The 21,279-nt window shown below is 68.4% G+C and carries 13 protein-coding genes; all 13 read left to right on the plus strand.

All coding sequences use genetic code 11. The features are described from left to right. Window positions 1-88 precede the first annotated feature (88 nt). The 13 genes from F0U60_RS16690 (at window position 89) to F0U60_RS16750 (ending at window position 21,185) form a co-directional block, all read left to right on the plus strand. Window positions 89-826 (plus strand): FHA domain-containing protein, encoded by a 738-nt coding sequence (locus F0U60_RS16690; RefSeq protein ID WP_395820685.1) that lies wholly within the window; start codon window positions 89-91, stop codon window positions 824-826. Between the two features lie 23 nt (window positions 827-849). Beyond that, the gene (locus F0U60_RS16695; RefSeq protein WP_395820688.1) at window positions 850-2,748 is read left to right on the plus strand and encodes an FHA domain-containing protein; all 1,899 of its coding nucleotides are present in this window, start codon (window positions 850-852) and stop codon (window positions 2,746-2,748) included. Then, window positions 2,745-3,884, plus strand: coding sequence for a protein phosphatase 2C domain-containing protein (locus F0U60_RS16700; protein ID WP_395820691.1), 1,140 nt, complete (start codon window positions 2,745-2,747; stop codon window positions 3,882-3,884). The genes F0U60_RS16695 and F0U60_RS16700 overlap by 4 nt, the downstream gene beginning before the upstream one ends. Next, window positions 3,884-6,061: a hypothetical protein gene (locus tag F0U60_RS16705; protein WP_395820693.1), complete on the plus strand. Its 2,178-nt coding sequence runs from the start codon at window positions 3,884-3,886 to the stop codon at window positions 6,059-6,061. The genes F0U60_RS16700 and F0U60_RS16705 overlap by 1 nt, the downstream gene beginning before the upstream one ends. Continuing rightward, window positions 6,062-8,140, plus strand: coding sequence for a vWA domain-containing protein (locus tag F0U60_RS16710; protein WP_395820696.1), 2,079 nt, complete (start codon window positions 6,062-6,064; stop codon window positions 8,138-8,140). It begins immediately after the preceding gene. A 116-nt stretch (window positions 8,141-8,256) separates the two neighbouring features. Beyond that, window positions 8,257-8,721: a hypothetical protein gene (locus F0U60_RS16715; protein ID WP_395820699.1), complete on the plus strand. Its 465-nt coding sequence runs from the start codon at window positions 8,257-8,259 to the stop codon at window positions 8,719-8,721. 12 nt (window positions 8,722-8,733) lie between these two features. Further along, window positions 8,734-9,114, plus strand: a complete 381-nt coding sequence (locus F0U60_RS16720) for a hypothetical protein (protein WP_395820702.1) — start codon at window positions 8,734-8,736, stop codon at window positions 9,112-9,114. 190 nt (window positions 9,115-9,304) lie between these two features. Further along, window positions 9,305-12,529 (plus strand): tubulin-like doman-containing protein, encoded by a 3,225-nt coding sequence (locus F0U60_RS16725; RefSeq protein ID WP_395820705.1) that lies wholly within the window; start codon window positions 9,305-9,307, stop codon window positions 12,527-12,529. A 1-nt stretch (window position 12,530) separates the two neighbouring features. Beyond that, window positions 12,531-14,918: a hypothetical protein gene (locus tag F0U60_RS16730; protein ID WP_395820708.1), complete on the plus strand. Its 2,388-nt coding sequence runs from the start codon at window positions 12,531-12,533 to the stop codon at window positions 14,916-14,918. After that, window positions 14,915-17,707: a Zn-binding domain-containing protein gene (locus tag F0U60_RS16735; RefSeq protein WP_395820710.1), complete on the plus strand. Its 2,793-nt coding sequence runs from the start codon at window positions 14,915-14,917 to the stop codon at window positions 17,705-17,707. The genes F0U60_RS16730 and F0U60_RS16735 overlap by 4 nt, the downstream gene beginning before the upstream one ends. A gap of 15 nt (window positions 17,708-17,722) precedes the next feature. Continuing rightward, window positions 17,723-19,135, plus strand: coding sequence for a serine/threonine protein kinase (locus F0U60_RS16740; protein WP_395820712.1), 1,413 nt, complete (start codon window positions 17,723-17,725; stop codon window positions 19,133-19,135). A gap of 18 nt (window positions 19,136-19,153) precedes the next feature. Beyond that, window positions 19,154-20,557, plus strand: a complete 1,404-nt coding sequence (locus F0U60_RS16745; RefSeq protein ID WP_395820715.1) for a protein kinase — start codon at window positions 19,154-19,156, stop codon at window positions 20,555-20,557. A gap of 157 nt (window positions 20,558-20,714) precedes the next feature. Continuing rightward, entirely contained in the window at window positions 20,715-21,185 is a 471-nt protein-coding gene (locus F0U60_RS16750; RefSeq protein WP_395820718.1) for an STAS/SEC14 domain-containing protein, read from the plus strand. Window positions 21,186-21,279: the final 94 nt, after the last annotated feature.

Genomic DNA, 21,279 nt, shown 5'->3' on the forward strand with positions numbered 1-21,279 from the left:
ATCGTCGACTTCCTCGTTCGTAGGAGCCTAGGGGCTCGTTCGGCTGGAGTTTCCTCCAGGGCGTGCCCTAGAGTCGGATACGCCCCTCATGCGCTGTCCTTCCTGCCAGAACGAGAATGATGCTGGTGCCGCCTGGTGCGATATGTGCGGCATGGACCTGACGCCCCCCAAGCCGGCTTCGGCCGCCGGGGGTGCTGCTCCCGTGCCCCCGCCTCCCCAGCAGCCAGCCAACCCGCATCAGAAACGTCACACCGTCTTCGAGCCGGATCCGGCGGCCCCTCCTCCCGCCCCTCAACGGGGCGCGGACTTCTTCGCCAATCCGCCTCCGCCGCGGCCCACCTTCGACCCTCGCGATCCCTTCGCCGCCGCGTCCATCCCGCCCGCTCGTCCGGCCGCTCCGGCTCCGGCTCCCGCCGCCATGCCGCTGGCTCCCGCAGCTCCGCGCCCCAAGGATCGGACCTTTGTGGAGACCTCCAGCGAGGGCTCGGCCGCAGCGCTCGTCCGGGGTGCGCTCTTCGAGTACCGCAATTCCACCGACCCTGGCCGCGTCCACCCATTGCGCGTTGGGCGCAACGTGATTGGCCGCAACCCCGATTGCGATGTGGTGCTCGAGGATGGGCGCGTGAGCGGTCAGCATGCCTACCTGTTCATCCGCGCGGAGGACGCCTCGTTCATCGACGTCTCCAGCAACGGCTCCGTCGTCAACGGCTCCGTCGTCCACGGTGAGCAGGTCGTCCTGCAGAACCAGGCCGTGCTCATGCTGGGCGGGACGACGTTGGTGCTCGTCATCGTCCCCGAGAAGCTGCTGTCCCGGCGCTCCCAGTGAGCAGCTCCCGAGGGGGGATGCACATGCATCGCACTGTCTTCATGATCGCGGGTCTGCTCGCCGTCCTTCTTGTGGGCGCACCTGCGGTCGCGGCGGACAATGGGCTCACCGTGCTCGCGGTTCCGCCCGCGTCCAACGGACAGACGCGGCTTCAGATTGAGGTGACCGAGCCTTCACTCCAGAAGGAGCTCCGCTCGGCGGGTGTCTCCCCGGAGCGCTTCCGTGTCGCCGTGGAGCAGGCCGGCGCGCAGGTGACGGGTGTGCGCCGGATGGCTGACTCCTCCGAGGGCCGTTACACCGTCCTCGCCTTTGATCAGTCCGGGTCGTTCTCAGAGTACTGGTCCCAGGCCTTCGGTCTCGCGAAGGACTACGCGGACGCGCTGGGCGCTCGACCCCGGCACCACACCGTTGCGGTCATGACCTTCGGGCAGAGCAAGAGCACCCACTGCGAGGAGCGCACCGCGGCGGGACTCGAAGCGTGTCTGGCGAAGGTCCAGCGGCTCGGGACCGTGCAGCGCGTCACCCGGCTCAAGTTCTACATCCAGCAGGCCGTGCGTGAGGCCGCAAGCGAGCAGCCACTTTCCCGTGGCGGCTCGCGTGAGGTCATCGTCTTCACCGATGCTGGCGAGGAGTCGGCTGCGCTCAAGGTGAAGGAGCTTGCCCGAGAGGCGCGCGACAAGGGCGTGCGTCTCCACCTGGTCGTCTTCAGTGGCCAGGGGAAGGGCAAGGGCTTTGCCCAGCGGCTCGATGAGATGTCCCAGCTCGCCGAGGGCTCTGGCGGTCGTTACATCCAGGTGGAGGACGGCAACGCGCGGCAGGCACTCACGGGGCTCGTGGGCGCGTTGGAGAACCTCTACTGGCTGGACGTGGACTTCTGCGGCGTGAAGCCCGGGCAAACCTCGGACCGGCTCTCTGTCGAGGCCCTTTCGGGTCGTGCCACCACCGCCTGGAGTGGCCCCGTCTCCTTTCGTCAGAGGGCTGAGGGTCGTGCGATCACCGCCTGCCCCGGCTCCGTCACCATGGGACCCGCTCCAGCACGGACCGGTCCTGGCTCGCAGACAGGGGCCTCCAGCTCGGCCGCTTCGCCTGGGACGGCGACGGGCAACTCCGGCTCCATGACGCCACCGGGGTCCTCGACGGGGACTCCCGGGACGGGCTCGACTGGAAGCACGACGGGAACGGCAGCGGGGACTCCTGGCGCGGGGATGCAACCCGGTGGCTCGATGAGTGCTCCGGTCTCTGAGTCGGCTTCACGTGGGTTTCCCTGGTGGCTGCTCGCCCTGCTCGTGGGCCTCGGGTTGCTCTTGCTGCTGGTGCTCATCGTGCTGCTGTCCCGGCGCCGCTCGGAGCCTGCGCCGGCTCCTCAGGTTGTCGCGCTGCCGCCCGCCGCCGAGCCTCCTCCCGCTCAGCCCGAGCCCCCTCCGGCCGCTCCCGCGGTGTGGAAGGATCCCTTCGCGACCCTGCCGGAGACGCGGCTGGTGGTGGTCAAGGGTCCTCCTGGGCTCGAGCCTTTCTACCGGGTCCACAAGGCCTCGTTCACCATTGGTGCCCGGTCGGGCGAGATGGACCTCGCCGTCGAGCTGCCGCAGCTCAGTGGCCACCACGCGACCGTGCAGCTCTTCAAGGCAGGCAACGTCTTCGTGAAGGACGAGCACTCCACCAATGGCACCTTTGTGGATGGGCGCCGCCTGAACCCGGGTGAGCGCGTCCAGGTGAAGCCTGGGCAGAGCATCCGTTTGTCGCAGCACCTGGAGTTCACCTTGGTACAGCCCGGGCTCCAGCCCTCCGGTGAGCCCTCCGCCTCGGGGGAGCCCCTCGTCGCGGCGCCTCCTGCTGAACCCGTGGCCGCCCAACCGTCCGCGGACGCGCCTCGGGTGAAGTCCAGGACCTTCTACGCACCCGTAAGGGGAGATGACGAATGAGCCTCCCGCTCTACATCCACGGGAGTACCGACGTCGGCCGCCAGCGCAAGCAGAACGAGGATAGCTACCGCATCGCCGCCCAGCCGGACGGTTCCCAACTGCTCGTCGTCTGTGACGGCATGGGCGGCCACGAGGCCGGAGAGGTGGCCAGCCAGGTGGCCAGCGATCGCATCGTCGAGGTGCTCTCCGCGAGTGCTCCGGATCATCCGCCGCGCGCCCTCTATCAGGCGTTCATCGAGGCCAACCAGGCCGTGCTCGATGCCGTGCTGACCCGAGGAGCAGAGGGCATGGGGACCACGGGGGTCATCGCCTGGGTGATGGACTCGCGCTGCTATGTCGGCTGGGTGGGCGACAGCCGCCTCTACCAGTTCCGCGAGGGGGCTCCGGTCGATCGCACGCGAGACCACACGCGCGTGGCCCAGATGGTCACCCACGGCATCCTCACGGAAGAGGAGGCCCGGAATCATCCCGACGCGCACGTGCTCGTGCAGGCGCTGGGCGGAAGCGCGGGAGTCCAGAAGCGCTTCAAGCCCGAGGTGTGGGCGGAGCCTCTGGAGCTGCGGTTCGGTGATGTGCTGCTGCTGTGCAGCGATGGGCTGTACGACTTCATCGAGGACCCCGAGCTGTATCCGCTTATCGAGGGGCTCGACTACCAGGACGCGGTGGCGCGGCTCATCCAGACGGCCAACGAGCGCGGAGGGGCCGACAACATCACGGTCATTCTGCTCGTCGTGGGGCAGCCCGAGGTGCCGCGTACGGCGAAGGCGACTCCTCCGGCTCGACGGGAGACGGTCCCAGACGGCCTGCCGATGTTCACGCCTGCTCCGGCGCCGGAGGTTCAGGCCACGCCGGTGCCACCCAGCGCACCAGAGGTCCAGGCCCCATCTGTTCCTGCTCCTCGGACGGTGGAGGCGCCCGTCCCTCCGGGTCGAGCGGGGCGCCGTGTCCCCATGGGGTGGTTGCTTGCGATAGGCCTCCTGGCGCTGGGCGTGGGCCTCGCCCTGGGGCTCAGGGCCTCCGCGCCGTCGCCCGCATCAGGTTCGGCCCCTTCCAGCTCCGAGCAGGACGCGGGCGTCGCGCGCTCCGGAGCACCCACCGGCATGGAGACGCCTCACACGGAAGTCGGAGGGCAGTGATGGTCCGCGTGCTTGCGGCGCTGCTCGCCCTGGCCGCGCTGCTGCTGGCTGCTCCCGTTCTGGCTCAGAGCGGGCGGACGTACTGTGTCGGCGGATACGATGGGACTCCGCCGAACGTGCTGGCTGCGTGCAACCAGCCTGCGATCCGGCAGATGCATCGGCAGTGGCACGCGCACACCTACGTCACCGACGGCAACGGGTGCTCCCTTTGCTACGACGAGAAGGATGACACCTGCGAGACGGTGTTCCTCGCCACCCACCCGAACTATCGGGCGATCGACAAGTATGACTGCGCCCGTCTGGGTGAGAGCCATCGGGCCGGAGACCTGGTGGCCCACGTCATTGACGGCAAGTCCGTTGCGCCGCCTCCGCCTCCTCCTGCGGTACAGCTCGAGGCGCGAGTGGAGCGCATCACCCCGGGGCCATACACCACGGGTGACAAGCTCTCCGTGGTGGGCGCTGTCCGCGACGACAAGGGCGCGCTGCGTGGCATCGCCGGAGGCACGTTCCGCATCACGGATTCCAAGGGCCAGAGCACAGACGTCCGAGGCACTGTGCAGCCGGATGGCACGGTCGCAGCCGAGTTCGTCCTTCCTTCCACGGACCAGGCCCGCATCGAGTTCATCCCCGACAAGCCGCCGCTCGCCCCAGGCGAGACACTCCGCGCGGCTGCCTCCGAGGCTCAGTCCTTGAAGGTGGAGCTCTGCGGTTTCCGGGCGCGCCTCGTGCAGCCCGCGGTGGGCGAGACCCTCGTCTCGGGGCAGTCCGCCTTGCTGCGCGCGACACTCTTCGACGCAGCGGGGAAGGTCCCCGTGCAGGGCGCTCCCGCGGGATTGTCCCTGACGTTCACCGTGCAGGTGGAGGGCGAGCCCGCGCAGACGCTCGTGGCGGACCAGGAGCAATCGGCCTCGTGGACGCCGCCGGCCTCTCCGCAGCCGCGCCAGGCGAGGATCAGCGTGGGCGGACGCGTGGGAGAGCGCGTGGTGTGCCCCGCTGGCGAGGTCACCACCACCGTGAGCGACCTGGGGCTCGGCTTCGACACGTCCGAGCTGCCGCGCACCTGTTACGTGGGCTTGCCCTGCAAGGGGACCGTGGTGCTCCGTCGTCCGCGAGAGGCGGGGGCCGAGCGCCAGCGGGTGGATGCACTGCTCATGGACCCGGGAGTCCGCGTCCGCATGGTGGATACGGGAGAGGAGCGCTACAGCGGGCCGCCTCGGACGGACGACAGGTACGAGTTCCTCGCCACCTACGACAAGCCCAAGTCCGCGAGCTGGTCGCTCGTGCTCCAGACGCCGAGAGGGCCCATCGAGATGCCCGAGCACGAAGTCCAGGTGCGTCCCCAGTTGATGCTGGAGGTGCCAGCGGAGCTGGACTTCGGCACCGTCAGGGCGGGCACCTCGGTGACGGAGGCGTGCCAGAGGCTCGACTTCAGCCACTCGCGGGGAGCCGAGGAGCACTTCCTGGCGCTGCGTGTCGAGGGGCTCGGGAATTGCCAGTCGCGCCCGGTGCTGCACTTCCTCAACGCGCTGAACCAGGCGGACATGCGCGACCTGGAGCCCGCGTCGGACACGAGAGCGTTGTTGGATCCCCGAGACCTCCGGCTCGACATCTGTCTCGAGGTGCCCCGTTGCGCGGGTGAGGTGTCACCCGAGTCGGCCGTGCTGCGCGTGGTGCCGCTCACTTCCGAGTTCAAGGCCCAGGAGAAGACGGTGCGCCTGCGCTGGAAGGTCGAGGGGCGGGGCTTCCTCGGCTGTCACGGTGCCTGGGTGTGGCCCTCGCTGGCGTTGCTTGGCTTCGGGGTGATGCTCGCCGGCTTCACCCAGCCCGCGCGCTTCCCTCCCGGTGCATCCATCCGCGTGGCCGGGAGCGAGCGAGGCATCCGTCAGGCCTCCGCCATTCTCTTGCAGGGGTGCCCCGGCAGCGGTGCTGGCTTCTACCGTGACGCACGGCTGGGTCTGCACGGAGATGGCGAGCTGAACGGCCGCACCCGGAACGCAGTCATCATCCTGCGCGCCACGCGAGGCGCCGGTGTGGTGCTGACGGGCACGGGCCCTCTGGAGCAGCAGGATCGCCGCACCCTCAAGTGGGAGCCCGTGGCGGACCTGGCCGCGGGTCATGTCCCTTCTCCCTCGGTGCTGTACCGGGCTGGGGGCACGTACTTCAAGGTGGAGCTCTAGATGACGCTCGCGCAGCTCGTTCTGCCCCTGCTCCTCTCCGGCGCGGCCGGCGGAGGTCATGAGATCGTCCTCATCCTCGACAACTCGTGCTCCATGGGCGTGGAGTCCCGGGACGATCAGGGCCGCCGGATTCCTCCGAATGATCCCGAGCGCGCCGCGGTGCTCGGAACGCTCGTCGTCGAGGGACTGGCACGCGGCTCGGCCGACCGGGTTGACGTCCTGGCCTTCGGTGATGGCAAGGATGCTCCGCCTCGTCCGGCCCGGAGCGCGGACGACATCCGCGCGCTGCCGTACTCCAATGGCACCTACTTCCGACGCCCGCTGGAGGAGGCAGGAAATCGGCTGCGAGGCTCGGCGCTCCAGAAGCGGCTGTTCCTCTTCTTCACCGACGGCATCCCCGAGGACCTGAGAGACCCGTCGGAAGGACCCCGGTCCCTCGGGCTCTCCGAATCGGCGGAGTTCGAGACGCTGGTCATCGGCCTCTTTGGCAGTGACGAGGTCCGCCAGACGGGCGAACAGTTTCTCCGGCCGCTGGCGCGCGATCCCCAGAAGGATCTCATCTTCGTCGAGACGCCGCGCGAGGTGATTGGTGCCTTCACGCGGGGCTATGCGCACGTGCTCGGCTCACGACCGGAGACGGGCTCGCTGTCGCCGGGCCAGTCGAAGACCTTCGAGGTGGGCAAGTACGTGGTGGAGGTGTTGGTGGCCACCGCGTCAGCCTCGCCCGGTCCCGCGTACACCGCGAAGCTGGAGGGCCCTGGGGGTGATGTTCCGGCCCAGGCCTCGGGTGACAACGGGTGTCCGCCCGGCGTCCGCTATGCGGGCGCGCCGAAGCTGTGCCAGCCGCCTCACCGCCACTACCAGGTCTTCCGAGCGCCCAACTCGCCGGACCAGCGCAGCACTTGGACGCTGTCGCTGCCGAAGGGGTCGGGCGCTATCGATTACGGACTCATCCTCCGTTACGACCTCGAGGCCTCGCTGGCCGTGCCCACCACCGCGCGGGTGGGCGAGACGGTGAAGCTCGATGCACGGCTGCTCTTCCGCGGGAAGACCTTCGACGATGAGACCTTCTTCCAGGCGGACGGCTTTACGGCCGTGGCCACCATCGAGGGCAAGGAGGTGCCGCTGCGTCACGAGGGGGGAGGGCGCTTCGTGGCGGACTGGACGCCTTCGGAACCTTCGCAGGAGGGGGCATCCACGCCCGTGCGGGTGACCTTCCGCAATGCGTGGATGGAGCAGAGCGCGCGCCGGGCCGTGCAGGTGGAGGGGTTCCTCGATTTTGCCCTGGTGCCAAATCCGGCCTCGCTCGACTTTGGGACGTGGAGGGGCGAGCGCAATGAGACGCGTCGGTGCTCGTTGGTGGACCTGTCCCGCTCCACCAACGCGGATCGCATTCCCATCCAGTGCACCGCGCAGGGGGCCGTGGAGGGCGGCGTGCTGAGCTGTGCTCCTGTCGCGGGCTCGGAGGCGGACCTGGGAGGTGGCCGCAAGGGACAGCCACTCAAATATGAGGTCTGTTTTGCCGCTGAGAGCTGCTGTGGCGATATCGCTCCGTCTGGGATTGGCGTCCTCTTCGCCGCGTCGCATCCCCACTACGCCGCAGCAGCTGTGACGGTACCTACGCTCGTGAGGGTATCGGAGACGGGATGGCTGCGCTGCTGGTGGCCCTGGCTCGCTCTGGCCGGAGGAATGATTGGCTTTGGATGGATCGTCGCGGGTTTTGTCCGGCCGCATGACTTTGACCCGGCGGCCAGTGTCTATGTTGCGGGCTCGGAGATGGGGCTCAAGCGAGCCTCAGCGCTCACGCTGCGGGAGACTCCGGGAGGGACGCGGGGATTCTATCGCAATGCACGTATGTGTTTAAACGCGGGCGGTGACTTCGTGCGCGCTCCACGTGCGGCCGTGCTCGTTCTCGAGGCGGGGCCAGGAGGCTCCACGCGTTTCGCCACCGCGCCAGGACTGGAGCGCAAGGTGCAGCGCACCGGGAAATGGGAGCCCGTGCCCGCCGAGGAATTGGCCCTCGGGTACACGCCCAACGTGGTGTACCGGGTGGGCAGTCTCTATCTGAAGTGGAGCTGATCAGCTGTCTGTTACCTGACTGACGTGTCCCGGGTGGATTGCTTGCTCTTGCTAGGCGTTGGGAACATAGGATGAGGGCGGCAGCATGATGGGATACTCGAGTCCAGGGAGGAACCGTGAGGTGGATTGCTCTCTTGATAGCCAGCATGCTGGCCATCTCCGGGTGCGCGCATACGCAACGGCCAGAGCGGAGAGTCTACGTCATTTCCGAGGATGCATCCGGGGTGGGTATCTCTCTTGGCACGGGTGGCTCTGGTTTTCGTAACTGCGAAGCAGAGGAACGCGAGTGTTTCAACGAGTGCTGGAACGCTGAGCCTCTTCCGTATCCTCATACGAAGAGGGATGGATGGTTTCGTGAGTACTGCACCAGGGAATGTCGCAAGCATTACAACGAGTGCGAAAAGGCAAACGAGAATAAGGCGAAGGATTTGAAGTTCTCGCGTGTGGACGAGGCGATTGATTGGATTAGGAATCACAAGGCCGAGGTGGCTCTTGGAACGGTCGTCATCATCGCCGGCGTTGCCTTCGTCATCACGACAGGTGGTTCTGGCGCGCTGATCCTTGCTCCCTTGGCCCTCTAACCTGGTGCTCCGATGCCCTACAATTCGAACTTCGATGTCGACGCCGTCATGAAGGTGCTCGGCACCGTGAGTGACAAGTTCCCGAACGGCTCGCCGGAGGATGAGGCCCTCCGAATCGCTGCGGTGGCGCTGCTCTATGTCCGAGACATCGACAAGCTGGAGGATTACCGCGCCTACTTCCGGGACTTCATTGCCGGCAAGCCGCTGGTTGTTGAGCATGCGTTCGCGACGCGGGAAGAAGCGGATGCGGTCCTCGCCAGTGGAAGGGTCGCGGATGGCGCCCTTGTCACCATCGCGGGGCAGGGGTTCACCGTGGTCAACAACGGCCCGAAGGGCTGGAGGTTCTTGCGAACTCGCCTGCCGGATGAACCGGAACTTCCAGATTCGAAGTAGGCGCCGCCGAGTAAGCTGGTGGGCTGGCCCGGTGATGAAATCGGTGCGTGCCCTTCTTCGTACCGTCCCTGAGTGGGACTCTCAGTGCAGCCACCTCGGCCAGCAAGCAAGGTCCCTCGGGTTCGGGCAGCGCATGCTATAGCATGCGCCTGCTCTCTACCTGCAGTGGAGCTGATCGAAGGGGGATTTCTTGGGGCTGCTCGCGACGGAGAAGTTCAACCCGACCTTGTTCGTGGGACTCGGTGGTAACGGCGGGAAGATCGTCCAGTTGCTCGCCGGCCGGCTGCGCCGCCATCCCAACTGGGAGCGCATCAAGTCGATGACCCATTTCGTGGCCATCGACACCAACAAGGACGACCTCGACAAGCTCAAGGACGTCCCCGTCGAGAACCGCTTCCTCATCTCCGCCTTCGACGCGCGCGCCTATATCGAGCGCAAGCGCGGTCAGCGTGAGCTCCAGGAGGATCCGCTCGTCACCCAGTGGGTTCCCTCCACGTACCAGTTCCGCTCCACCCAGGGTGCCGGCGCCGGGCAGATCCGCATGGAGAGCCGCCTGCGCCTCTACTACAACCTCGAGGAGGACCGGCGCGGCATCCGCAAGGCCCTCCAGAAGCTGCTCGACGAGTCCACCCGCCGCGAGAACCCCTGGCGCGACAATGAGAACCGCGTCGTCCGCGTCATGCTCTATGGCTCGGTGGCGGGTGGTACCGGCTCGGGCGGCTTCCTGCCCATGGCCTACTTGCTGCGGCGCATGGTGAGCGACGCGGGCTGGGGCCGGCCGAACGTGACGGGCGTGCTCACCCTGCCCACTGCCTTCCTCGACAAGGTGAAGCCCCAACTCCACCCGGACATCCTCGCCAACGGTTACTCCGCTCTGAAGGAGCTGGAGTTCCTCAACCGCCAGCTCGACTACGCGGGCGGCTCGGGCGAGATCGAATTCCACTACGACCCGGGCAGCCAAGACCGTGACCGCCAGGTCGTCGCCGAGCGCCCCTTCACGCTCACCTACCTCATCGATCGGCCCGACCAGCTCTCCATCGAGAAGTATGAGAACGCGGTGGCCGACGCCTGCTACCTGCAGATCTTCTCGCCGCTGCTCGGCGCGCAGGCCGGTGAGTACGACAACTACGAGAAGCACCAGAAGAAGCTGGCCCTGGGCCACTTCTCCGTGCACTACGGCTCGTTTGGCACCGCGCTGCTGCAGCTGCCTCGCCGCGACATCCTCAAGTACGCGGGCCTGCGCTACGTGGCGAGCGCCTTCCGGCAGTTCCTCTGCTTCGGCGCGGACCATCCGGACTTCCAGGTGCCCTACGGGGATCCGGCCTTCCAGCGGCTTGAGGTCAACGAGAAGAACCGCCGCATCGACGAGAAGTTCAAGGGCTACGTCGCCTTCCGTGCCTCCGAGGAGGAGCGCCGCGACGAGAAGGGTCAGTTCTACGGAATCCAGCAGCAGATTGGTAAGGGCGGGAAGAACCTGGCCGAGGCCTTCCGCGAGAAGCTGGAGGCCATCTTCGGGCGGCTGGACGAGCAGATCGACATCCCGGATGTGGAGAAGCAGTCCATCAACCCGGGCAATCCCTCGCTGAGCCGAGCCATCGCGGTGCTGCGGCGGGCCAAGGACGAGTCGCGCGCCCGTGTGTGCGGCGAGTACCTCGAGGCCCAGCGCGGCGACGTGCGCACCGGCCGCTTCTTCGAGTCCTTCTTCAAGGAGTACGAGGTCAACCCCATTGCCCAGCGGCTCTTCCTCGTGCGCCTGCTGGAGCAGTCCTTCATCGTCCCGTTCAAGGACCCGGAGGAGGGCGCCTACCTCAAGGCTGACGGCACTCCGCCCGACCTGGACAGCCCCGAGCTGCGTCAGGAGATTGCTCGGCTCGACTCGGAGATGGCGAAGCAGGCGCAGCCCGGCTTCTTCCAGAGCCTCACAGACCGGGACAACAAGGCCTTCGCCACCGCCAAGCTGCGCGCCGTGGCCAAGGTGGAGAGCTGGGCCAACGAGTTCCGCGACGAGATCAAGCGCTTCTTCTGGAAGTCCTTTGAGAGCGAGCTGCGCAAGGACGCAGAGGCTCGGCTGGAGTCGTTCCGCAAGGTGGCCCAGGTGGCCGACGAGCGCGCTCGTGACGCCGAGTCTCAGGCCGAGCGCTTCCGCAAGGACCCGGCCGCGGTGGACCCCGCTTCCGATGTGGCGCAGTTCTACCTGGACGCCGAGGTGCTCCGTGACGACCGTCGCCGCGAGCGGCTGTGGAAGGAGTTCTACGCCCACAAGCTCGACAGCGACGCGAACTTCCGCGTGGCCGATATCTTCGACTCCGTCACCGAGGCCTTCACCCCGGTGCGAGACCCCAGCGGTCAGCTCCGTGCCCGCGACGCCAATGAGATCGTCACGCACGTGCGCGGCAGGCTGGAGGCCCAGGCTCTTCAGGTTTACGGCCGGGTGATGGAGGAGATGGGGCTCGACCTGGCCTCGGGTCTGGACCTCGAGCAGCGCTACATCGCCCTGCACAAGACCGGAAAGGACCTGGAGGAGCTGCGCCGCAAGGGCAAGTTGGAGGACGAGCTGCGCGCCGTGTCCGCCACCGAGGTTCGCCGTGGCATCGAGGACCGGCTCAAGCGGCTGTCTGACGAGTGCGTGCTGCTCGCGCACATCGATGCCACGCGCCGCGATGATCCCACCGTGACGCCCGCGGATGTTTTCTACGCCGGCCTGCACGACAAGTACGCCAGCGATGAGGAGGGCTCGCTCTGGAGCGTCCTCAAGGGCGTGGTGTCCGGTACGAACCGCGTGGCGGGTTGGGAGGAGCGCGACTCGCTGGTGCTCTACCGCGCGCTGCTCGGCGTGCCCGTGTACTGGTTCAAGAACGTCCAGTCCGACCTGTACTCCGGCTACAAGCGCGTGCGCGACGACAAGAACCGCACCTACCCGCTGCACATCGAGGCGACCTGGGAGTCCTCGCCGGGCCTGCCGGATCTGGATCCGGTGGAGCTCAAGCGTGCCGAGGAGCGCCGCTCCGCTGAGCGTTCCGCCCAGGCCTCCCGCGAGGCCCGCGAGAGTCGCCTGCGTGCCTTCACCCTGTGTGCCCTGTTCGGCGGCATCTCGCGCGACGACGAGGGCTACCACTGGAGCTTCGCCGGCACGAAGAACAAGCTGGCGCCGGACCGAGCGCGGGCCTTCGAGGCCTTCGAGGCCTTGGACCCTGTGCTGCGCGGAGACCTGGAGAAGAACGCCCGTGACTCGTGGCTGACGGCGACGGCGGAGCGGCCCGCGCGCAACAAGCTGCTGGAGGAGGTGCAGGCCCACCAGCGTCGCCTCACCGAGGCCTATGCGCGCGCCGTCTCCGAGCAGAAGGATGCCGAGCGTCGCTTCCTCCAGGACGAGCGCACCGTGGTCGAGGCGCTCGCCGCCGAGCTGAGGAGCTAGCTTGGACGCCGCCGTCTCGTACCCCACCGTCCTCCTCGGACTGGGGCGCTTCGGCCAGGAGGTCATCGGCCGCGCCCTCCAGTCCCTGGAGGCCTCTTCACCGCTGCTGGGCGTGCTGCGTTGTGAGCCCTCGGGCGTAGCGGCCGGGCTTCAGCCCCTGCTGGAGGACCTGTTGCGCGCGGGCCGTGGCTCGGGCGAGCGGCGCGACCAGCGGCTGGACCTCATCGCCTTTGCCGCCGCGCTGCAGGGCGGTGACCAGGACTTGCTCGTCGCGTGTGATCAGGCCGCGCGTCTGCTGGCCGAGGGCTATGGGGCCATGTTCCCTCCGGACCGGCCGCCGGAGCAGCGCACCGCCACGCTTCACCTTGTGGTGCAGGTGCCGGCGCTGTCCAACCCGAGGGCGTCCGTGGCGCTCGCGCGACTGGCTGCCCTGGAGAGCTGGGCTCGCGCCCGTCCCGTGTTCCCCCTGCTGGCCCGCATCTGGGTCGTGTCCCAGCAGACCGCCGCGGGCACGCTCACCTCCGAGGAGATGGTGTCCACCTGCGCGTCCTTCGCGCTCGGCATGGTGGCCTCGGGCCTGCGCACCGAGGACGAGGTGTCTCGCCGTCTGGCCCACCCGGCACGGGATGAAGGCCTCGTGGGCTTCGTCTCGCTGGCGTCGGTGGAGCTGCCCGAGTCGCGTCTGCGCGCTTATGCCGCCGCCCGTGCTGCTTATGACGGACTCGGCGTGCTGGTGGAGCGTGTGCAGGAGCCCGGGACGGATGCCACCCTGGCCATGGGCGCCGTCTCCGCGCTCCAGTGGGACCGGTGGTTGTCGCCCTTCGTCGAGGGCCAGGCCGCACAGCTCTCCCGGCGTCTCGCCGCCGAGCTGTCCCGCTCTCCGGTGGACCTGCCCGCGGACATCCATGTGGGGCCACTTGATACGCCCGAGGAGATCCGCGCCCGTCACTCCGGGCTCTTCAAGCCCGCCTCGGTGGAGGCCGCGCCTACCACTGTGGACCAGGCCCGTACCGACGAGACCTTTCGCGCGCTCGACCGCGCCGAGGCTGAGGTGGCCACCGCGGTGGAGCAGGGTATTCAGGCGGTGTTCGACGCCTCGCTCGGGCCCACGTCGGGCCTGTCGCAGCTCCCCGCTGTGGAGCAGGGGCTCAAGCGCGTCATTGCGCAATTGCACGACGAGCAGGCCCAGGAGGACTCGACGCTGCGGAAGTTGGATCCATCCCAGCCGCCGGGTCCTCCAGTGGATCCGCACCGGGAGGAGCTGGAGCACGCCCTGATGGCGCTGCCCTCGCGAAGGATGGCGCTGGCAGCGGCGGCGGCGTTCGCGCTGGCCGTGTTGCTGGGTGTCTCGTTCGGCACACTGTCCTTCATGACTCCGGCAGCGGCTTCCACGGGCAATAGCCCCGGGCATGCCCAGGTGTTGTCCTCGCCTTCCCCGCGCTTCGACTGGCACGAGCCCATGCCGTGGATTGTCGGAGTGCTCGCCGCGCTGGGTGCCGGAGGCGGGTGGCTCTACTTCGTCGGCAATCACACCCGGAAGGAAGTGCGCCGCGTGCTGAAGCTCCGGCGTGATGCACTGGAGTCGCTGGTCAGCCGGGGCGGGGGAGGGCGGCGCGCGAAGCAGGCGGAGCTGCAACTCGTGGTGCGTCGCAAGCGTGCCCGCCGCGGTGCCATCCTCGCGCTGGAGAACGCCGTGGCCCGGCTGCAGGCCGTGCGTCACGCGCTGTTGGAGGCGAGGGATCGCAAGCGTCAGGAGTTGCTGGCGCTCGGGGTGACTCCGGCCGCCGAGGCCCGGTTGGATGACCTCGGGCAGTTGCTCGGCGCGGGAGGGCTGTTGCACGGCTCACTGGTGCCCCCGGAGGTCATCAGCCGGTGGATCGCTGCCCGCCGCGAGATTTCCGAGGACCGCGTTTGGGCCGATCGTCTTCTCGAAGGTGCCTGGCCCGCGGGCGGACTGCTCGAGGACGTCCCGTGCGGAGACCCTGAGCGCATCGCCGAGCTGAGCCGGCGTCAGGTACAGCCGATGGGCGAGCGCAGTGTGTTGGATGACCCCGAGGGTGGCCAGCAGGCGGCGGATGTGCTGCGCGACTTCGGGGCGAGGATGGGGGCGGTGCTCGCTCCGCCATGCCAGCCGCTGAACGCGCATGGGGATCCGGTGCTCGGGCTGCGTCCGGGCGAGGGCTTCGTCATCGCTCCGTCGGCCGGACGCGACACGCTGGATGCGGGCCTCCGGGACGTGCCTACGCGGCTTCCCGTCCTCTGGTCTCCCTCGAAGGCCGCGCGGGTCATCTTCCTGCGCACCTGGGAGGGCTTCTCCGTGGAAGAGCTGTCGCGAGGGGCTCGCTCCCTGTCGCAGCCGGCCGCGGCCGCCCCTCGAGGTGCGCGATGACCGTGAAACTCCCGCATCTGTTCTCTGAAGGGACCGTCTACCTATGGGTCTGGTTGCTGGTACTCGCCACGCCGTTGTTGGCCTGGGTGTTGGCGGCGCTGGTGGTGGGCCCCGGTCCCAACTCCCGCTGGCGCCGTGCCGCGCTTCCCGTGGGTAAGGCTGTTCTTGTCTCCTTGGGGCTCGTGCTCGTCACCCGCCTGGTGGAGGCCGCGAGTGCCTCCATGCAGGGCGGGCCGCTCGGCTGGCTCGACGCGCTCACGAAGTTGCCCCAGCTCCCGCTCCCGTTCGGCGCTTCGTTGACGGTGCAGGGGACCTGGTTCCCCGCGGATGCAGTCCTGCTTCTGGCCCTGCCCCATGCCGCTGCGTTCCTCCTCGCGACGGCGGTGTTCGCGTTCCAGGAGTCCAACCACAAGAGCCTCACGTCCTTCCGCGTGCCGCTCGCGGATCCGCTGGCGGTCGTCCTGGTGGCGGTGCCCGTCCTGTCTCTCATCGCGGTGAATAGGGCGTGGGGCCTGGAGAAACCTCGCGCGTTGCTCGACCTGGCCGCCGTGCTGCCCATGTTGAGCATGGCGCTCGCGGTATGGACGCGTGCCGAGCGCCTCGCGCCTCCGCCCGTGAAGGAGGAGGCTCCGCAGCCCCAGACGCCTGTGCTTCCGCGCGCGGACGTGCCGGGGATGTGGCGGAAGTTGGGTGCCATTGAGGCCAATGGGCGCCCGCTGCTCGCGACGCAGGGCACGGCCAATGCGGATTCGGCTCCGGCTTGGAGCGCCGCTGCCTGGCGGGACTCGGGTGCCACCGGGGCTCCGCCTCGGGCGTTGGAGGAGATCGCCAGTGCGTGGAGCACGCCCACCCAGGGCTGGCTCGTGGGCGACCTGCCGGATCCGACGGAGCGCCACTTCCTCACCTCGTGCGTGCTGCTCGCGTTGCAGCGTGAGGGCCTGCCGTGCCTCGTCATCAGCGACGAGCCCGAGGCGCTGCGTGACGCGGTGCTCGAGGCCATCACGCGCAGTGGCTCATGGCCCTCGGGGCCGCTGCTGGCCGGCGAGGCGGCGATGCGCGAGGCCTTCGCGGGTAACCGGATGCCAGCCGCTGTCTTCCTGGACGTGGAGCAACTGTCCGCCGGGGGCATCCGCGCGCTCTCCGAGACGCGGGGCGGCTGTGGCCGGTTGTGGGCCCGCTCCGTGGGGCTGGTGCTGTTGTCGCGTGTGGACCGAGGAACGCCGCTCGCGTCCACGCACCGCATGTTCACCTTGCGGCGGCTGGAGCTGGCGCTGTCGGCGGCTGGGGCTCGGTGGAACGTGCTGGCCACGGGCGTAGGTGGCGCGGGCACGCGAGGGCTGGTGGAGCAGATGTTCCCAGGCATCTCCGTGCGCGAGGTGCCCTTCACCCCACGCGCAGCGGCCCCCGTGCGTGTCTGGCGCGTGGCCGAGGGCTTTCGCGCCCAGCCCGGTACACCCTGGGTGCGCCGGGCGCTGGAGCCGGTGGTGGGGGCGAAGCTGCCTGCCTCGGTGGGGGACCCGGGAGGCGCTTTCGATCTCAAGGCCGTGGACTTCTGGGGCGGCGAGCTGCGCTTCGTCCGGGACGTGTCACTCTTCGGCGTGGCCTCCGTAGGCACCTTGGACGAGGCCTGGCTGGTGGCCGCATACCGGGCGCTCCCTCACCGAGTGCCGCTGGCGGACGGTCAGGCTCATGACGCGTTGTGGGGTCTCGCCGACAACCCGGTGACGCGCTTCCTCACGCGCGATGGCAACCTGGACGGGCTGTCCCGCCACGGCATGCTGCTGCCGCCACGCCCGTTGGTGGGCTATCACAACGGCGCGCTGGCCACGGCCCACCTCAAGGCTGCCATGCAAGAGGGCTCGCAGGATGTGGAGTCCCTGGCCGCTGTCTTCGGCCGCTCGCGCGTGGAGCAGGTGCTGGGGCCGAAGTTCCGGCCCGAGCGGCACGTGGTGCGCCTGCCCCAGGGCCGCGAGCCCGTGCGCAGCCCTGTCGTCCCTGCTGGCCTGTCCGAGTCCGTCAACCCGCTGCGGCGCACCGTGAGCGAGCAGGTGGTGCGCATCCTCGATGTGCACAGCGGCCAGCTCCTCACGGAGGTGGATCGGCTGCTGGTGGAGACGCGCTACTACCCGGGCCGCGTGTTCGCTGTGGGCGACGCGCGCTACGAGGTGCCGCTGCACTCGCTGGACACCAAGCGCAACGAGCTGCGCGTGAAGCCGGTGCCCAACGACAGGCCGCTCACGAAGCCGCAGCTGCGCATCCAGTTCGAGTCCGCCACCGTGGTGGAGTCTCCGCAGACGGTGCGCACCGGGCGGTGCGTGTACCAGGTGTGCACCCTGGAGGCGACGGTGGTGGAGAGCGTCACCGGCTACTCGCAGGTGGGGCGGCCGGGCCGGGTGGACGTGGGCGCGGTGAGCTGTCGCTATCGCACCCGCGTGCGCGGCATCTTCTTCCCCGCGGCCACCACGCCCCAGGTGCTCGTCCATCTGGCGCGCTCGGCGGACGGAGTGCTGGTGGCACACCTGCTCTCCAATGACGAGGACATGGACGTGGTACCGGTAGGGGCGGGCATGTTCCCGGAGGCTCCGGCCGGCATCGTGGTGGTGGACCGGCACCTCCAGGGGATGGGCGTGGCCGAGGCGCTGGACCTGGCGCTCGTCGACGACACATTCAAGTGGGTCCGGGCCATCCTGGCCAACTGCAAGTGCGCCAACGGGTGCCCCGAGTGCACGCCCCAGGACGTGCTCACCTCCGGCCCCGACAAGTCGGGCGTGCTTGGGCTGCTGGGATAGGCGGAGGCAATCGCCATGACGGATGGACGTATGCAGGGGGACATGAATCTCCTCCAGCCAGGGACGCAGCTGGATGGCCGTTACGAGGTGGTGAGGCTGCTCGGGCAGGGCGGCATGGCCGCTGTGTACGAGGTGCGTCACCTCGGGCTGCACAGCACGCATGCCCTGAAGGTGCTCAACGCGGACCTGGCGAGGAACGACGACGTCCGCGCACGTTTTCTCGCCGAGGGCCGCATCCAGGCGCGCCTGCGCCACCCCCACATTGTCCAGGTGACGGAGATCGTCACCAACCCCGTGGCGGGTCTGGTGATGGACTACATCGAGGGCCCTACGCTCAGTGAGTTCTGCCGGGGCCAGGGGCTGGAGCCCCGGGTACTCCTCGAGGTGTTCCTGCCGGTGCTGGACGCCATTGAAGAGGCGCACCATCACAACGTCGTCCACCGAGACCTCAAGCCGGACAACATCATCATGGGCAGGGACAGCCGGGGCCGGCTCCAGCCCATGGTGACGGACTTCGGTATCGCCAAGATGCTGGAGGGGGAGGGGACGGGAGGCAGGGCGCGCACGCAGGCCGGCGCTCGCATGGGCACGCTGCTGTACATGAGCCCGGAGCAGATCCGCGGGGCCGGTGAGGTGGATGCGCGCACCGACATCTTCGCGCTGGGCGCCATCCTCTACGAGGCCGCCACGGGACGGGTCGCGTTCCATTCGTCGAGCGACTACGACACGATGAAGAGCATCGTGGAGGGCACCTACGAGCCCCCCGAGCGTGTCGTGGGTGGCCTGAATCCCGTCATCGCGGGATGCATCCGCAAGGCCCTGGCGGTGGACCCCGCCGAGCGCTTCCAGGATTGCGCTGCCTTCCGCGCGGCCCTGGAGAAGCTCCTCGACGCGGACCCCTCGGTTCCCCCGAAACCGTCCCGCTCGTATGCCGTGACTCAGGTGGGGAACTCCCCATCCAGACCCGACGTACCCGAGCCAGTGCCTGAGTCCGCCTTCGCGCAGACGTACACCCCGCCGGTTGCTCCAGCCCAGCGTGCAACCGAGGCCACGTCCGCTCCCTCGCCTGAACGGTCGGAGCAGGCGCCATCAGCCCTCGCGCCCGTGCCTCCGTCGGCGCTCCAGCGCCCTCCGGTCAACACCCTGCGCTCACAGCCGGCGCCCCAGGCGAGTGCCCTCGCTTCCAGTGCCTCCCCCGGGCTGGCCGTGTTCCTGAGCCTGCTGTGCGTCTCCGGGTTCGGGCAGCTCTATAACGGGCAGACGCTCAAGGGCCTGCTTTGCCTGGGACTGTCCGCTGTGGCGCTGGCGAATGCGCCCTTGGGAGTGTGTTTGTGGTTCCTGGGGTACATCGGTTTCACCATCGACGCGTACTGCATCGCCGCCAAGCGCAAGCGAGGACAGCGTGTGGGCCCCTGGGAGTTCTTCTAACTGGAGTAGAGTCGCCGCATGTTGAGCCCGGGGAACGTGGTCGAGCGCTACGAGGTCGAGCGCGAGCTGGGCGGCGGCGGTATGGCGCGCGTCTATAAGGTGCGTCATGTGGCCCTGGGCAGTGTCCATGCCCTCAAGGTGCTGGACCCCGAGCTGGTGGGGAACGCGGAGCTGCGGACGCGCTTCCTCGACGAGGGCCGCATCCAGGCTCGTCTGAAGCACCCCAACATCCTGGGCATCACGGATGTGGTCGCGGCCCCTGGCGTCGCGGGCCTGGTGATGGACTACCTGGAAGGCGAGTCGCTCGACAAATACCTCGCTCGGGCAACGCAGCCTCCTCCTGCGGACGAGGTGCGCGACATCTTTCGGCAGGTGCTGGAGGGCATGGGGTTCGCCCACGAGCAGGGCGTCATCCACAGGGATCTCAAGCCCTCCAACATCTTTCTGGAGCAGTCATATGGCCGGAGGGTGGTGCGCATCCTCGACTTCGGCATCGCGAAGGTGTCCGGGACGGAAGGCCGGCCGACGACGCGCACCGGGGCGCGCATGGGCACCCCGCAGTACATGAGCCCGGAGCAGATCCGCGAGGCTCGGGACGTCACCCTGCGCTCAGACATCTTCTCGCTCGGGGTGACGCTCTACGAGCTGGCCACCGGGAAGCCCTGCTTCCAGGGCGAGAGCGACTTCAACATCATGGAGAAGATCGTCCGGGCGGACTTCGTGCCTCCGGACGTGGCACACCCAGGGCTCGAGCGAGGGCTGGTCGCGGCCATCCTCCGGGCCATGGCACTGGAGCCGGAGCGGCGCTTCGCCTCCTGCCGGGAGTTCGCCGCTGCGCTGGTTGCGGAGGCTCCGGCGGAGCGGGTCGAGGAGTCGGTCCCAGAGCCTCCTCCCGCGCCGCGGGCGGCGACGCCTCTTCGTGTCCCCGTAGCGAGCGTTCCTGCACCCGCGAAGGTGACCGTCGCTCCTGCCGCGATGGGCCCACGAGTCGCGGTCGCGCTGGCCGAAGAGCCCGAGCCGGCCCAGGTGCCTGCTCCCCGTCCCGTGGCGGTCCGTCAGGAGCCTCCGGTCATCCCTGTCCGGCTCGCCGAGCCGGCGCCCGCTGCTCCCATTGAGAAGCGCGTGCCCGCTGTCCGTGAGCGCGCCCTTCCCGCGAAGAAGTCCGTGCCTCCATCCCAGGAGGAGAGCGCTCCACCTCGCCGCAAGGCGTGGCGCTGGGTCCTGCTCTTTGCGTTCGCGGGGCTGTTGGCCATGTTCGGCTCGGCGCTCATTGGGATGGTCATGGGTCGGCTCGCGGAGCCGCCGAACCGCGTCCCGCCGAAGAGAGCGGTGGGGGGCGCTCCGGTGCAGCGGCCTGGTGGCTCGTCCGGCACCCGCTCCTCCACGCCTCAGGACGACAGCCCCTTCATCGAAATCCGGTAGGCGCCGGGGACCGATTCTTTTCAGACACATCCGAGAAGAAGAAGGGGCCAGGGTGTGCTCGTCCGGGCATGCGCCCTGGCAGAATGCGTGGTGCCGTCGATGTAAGGGGGGGCATCCAGCTCCACTTCGGTTTCATGCTCGAGAGGAGGGCTGGTCCGTGGGCACACGTGCTGCTCCCTACTTTTCCTTCGATGACTCGCATTGGCCGCTGCTCATCAACCGGCTCGTGGGAGATGCGTTGAGTCAGGAGTTCGAGGAGTTCCTCGCTCAGGCAGCCAGGTCCCTGAGTCGGAATCAGCCGCATGTCCTCCTCATGGACTTGAGCAGAGCCGGCGGTCTGTCGACCCATCAGCGCCAACGCTTGGCAGAGTGGCTGCAGCACCATGAAGAGCGCGTGGAGCGGACGTTGCTCGGTATCGCCTATGTCACCCAATCGCCTCTCATCCAACTGGCGATGAATGTTGTTTTGTATATGAGGCGGCCGGCCTATCCGTACATCCTCGTCTCCCGAGAGGACGAGGCGCTCACGTGGGCCGTCCATCGGCTGGAGGATGCAGGGATGCACGCGTCCGCCGCGCGCATCCGACGCGACCTGGGGCTGGTGTCCGAATATCACCGGACGAGTTGAGCCTCGCGAGGTCACGGTGGCGCGGTGCGTTGCGCCTTTTACCGAGGGCCTGCCCCGGGGGACCAAGTGCTTTTCTCCTGCTCCCGAGCGCCTT

This window comes from Archangium minus (genome assembly GCF_044360475.1).
GTDB lineage: Bacteria > Myxococcota > Myxococcia > Myxococcales > Myxococcaceae > Archangium > Archangium minus.

Bases quoted from the DNA above. Each gene is read 5' to 3' on its own strand.
- F0U60_RS16740 (WP_395820712.1), top strand. From the start codon at position 17,723: ATGACGGATGGACGTATGCAGGGGGACATGAATCTCCTCCAGCCAGGG.
- F0U60_RS16710 (WP_395820696.1), top strand. From the start codon at position 6,062: ATGACGCTCGCGCAGCTCGTTCTGCCCCTGCTCCTCTCCGGCGCGGCC.
- F0U60_RS16735 (WP_395820710.1), top strand. From the start codon at position 14,915: ATGACCGTGAAACTCCCGCATCTGTTCTCTGAAGGGACCGTCTACCTA.
- F0U60_RS16700 (WP_395820691.1), top strand. From the start codon at position 2,745: ATGAGCCTCCCGCTCTACATCCACGGGAGTACCGACGTCGGCCGCCAG.
- F0U60_RS16720 (WP_395820702.1), top strand. From the start codon at position 8,734: ATGCCCTACAATTCGAACTTCGATGTCGACGCCGTCATGAAGGTGCTC.
- F0U60_RS16705 (WP_395820693.1), top strand. From the start codon at position 3,884: ATGGTCCGCGTGCTTGCGGCGCTGCTCGCCCTGGCCGCGCTGCTGCTG.
- F0U60_RS16690 (WP_395820685.1), top strand. From the start codon at position 89: ATGCGCTGTCCTTCCTGCCAGAACGAGAATGATGCTGGTGCCGCCTGG.
- F0U60_RS16695 (WP_395820688.1), top strand. From the start codon at position 850: ATGCATCGCACTGTCTTCATGATCGCGGGTCTGCTCGCCGTCCTTCTT.
- F0U60_RS16745 (WP_395820715.1), top strand. From the start codon at position 19,154: ATGTTGAGCCCGGGGAACGTGGTCGAGCGCTACGAGGTCGAGCGCGAG.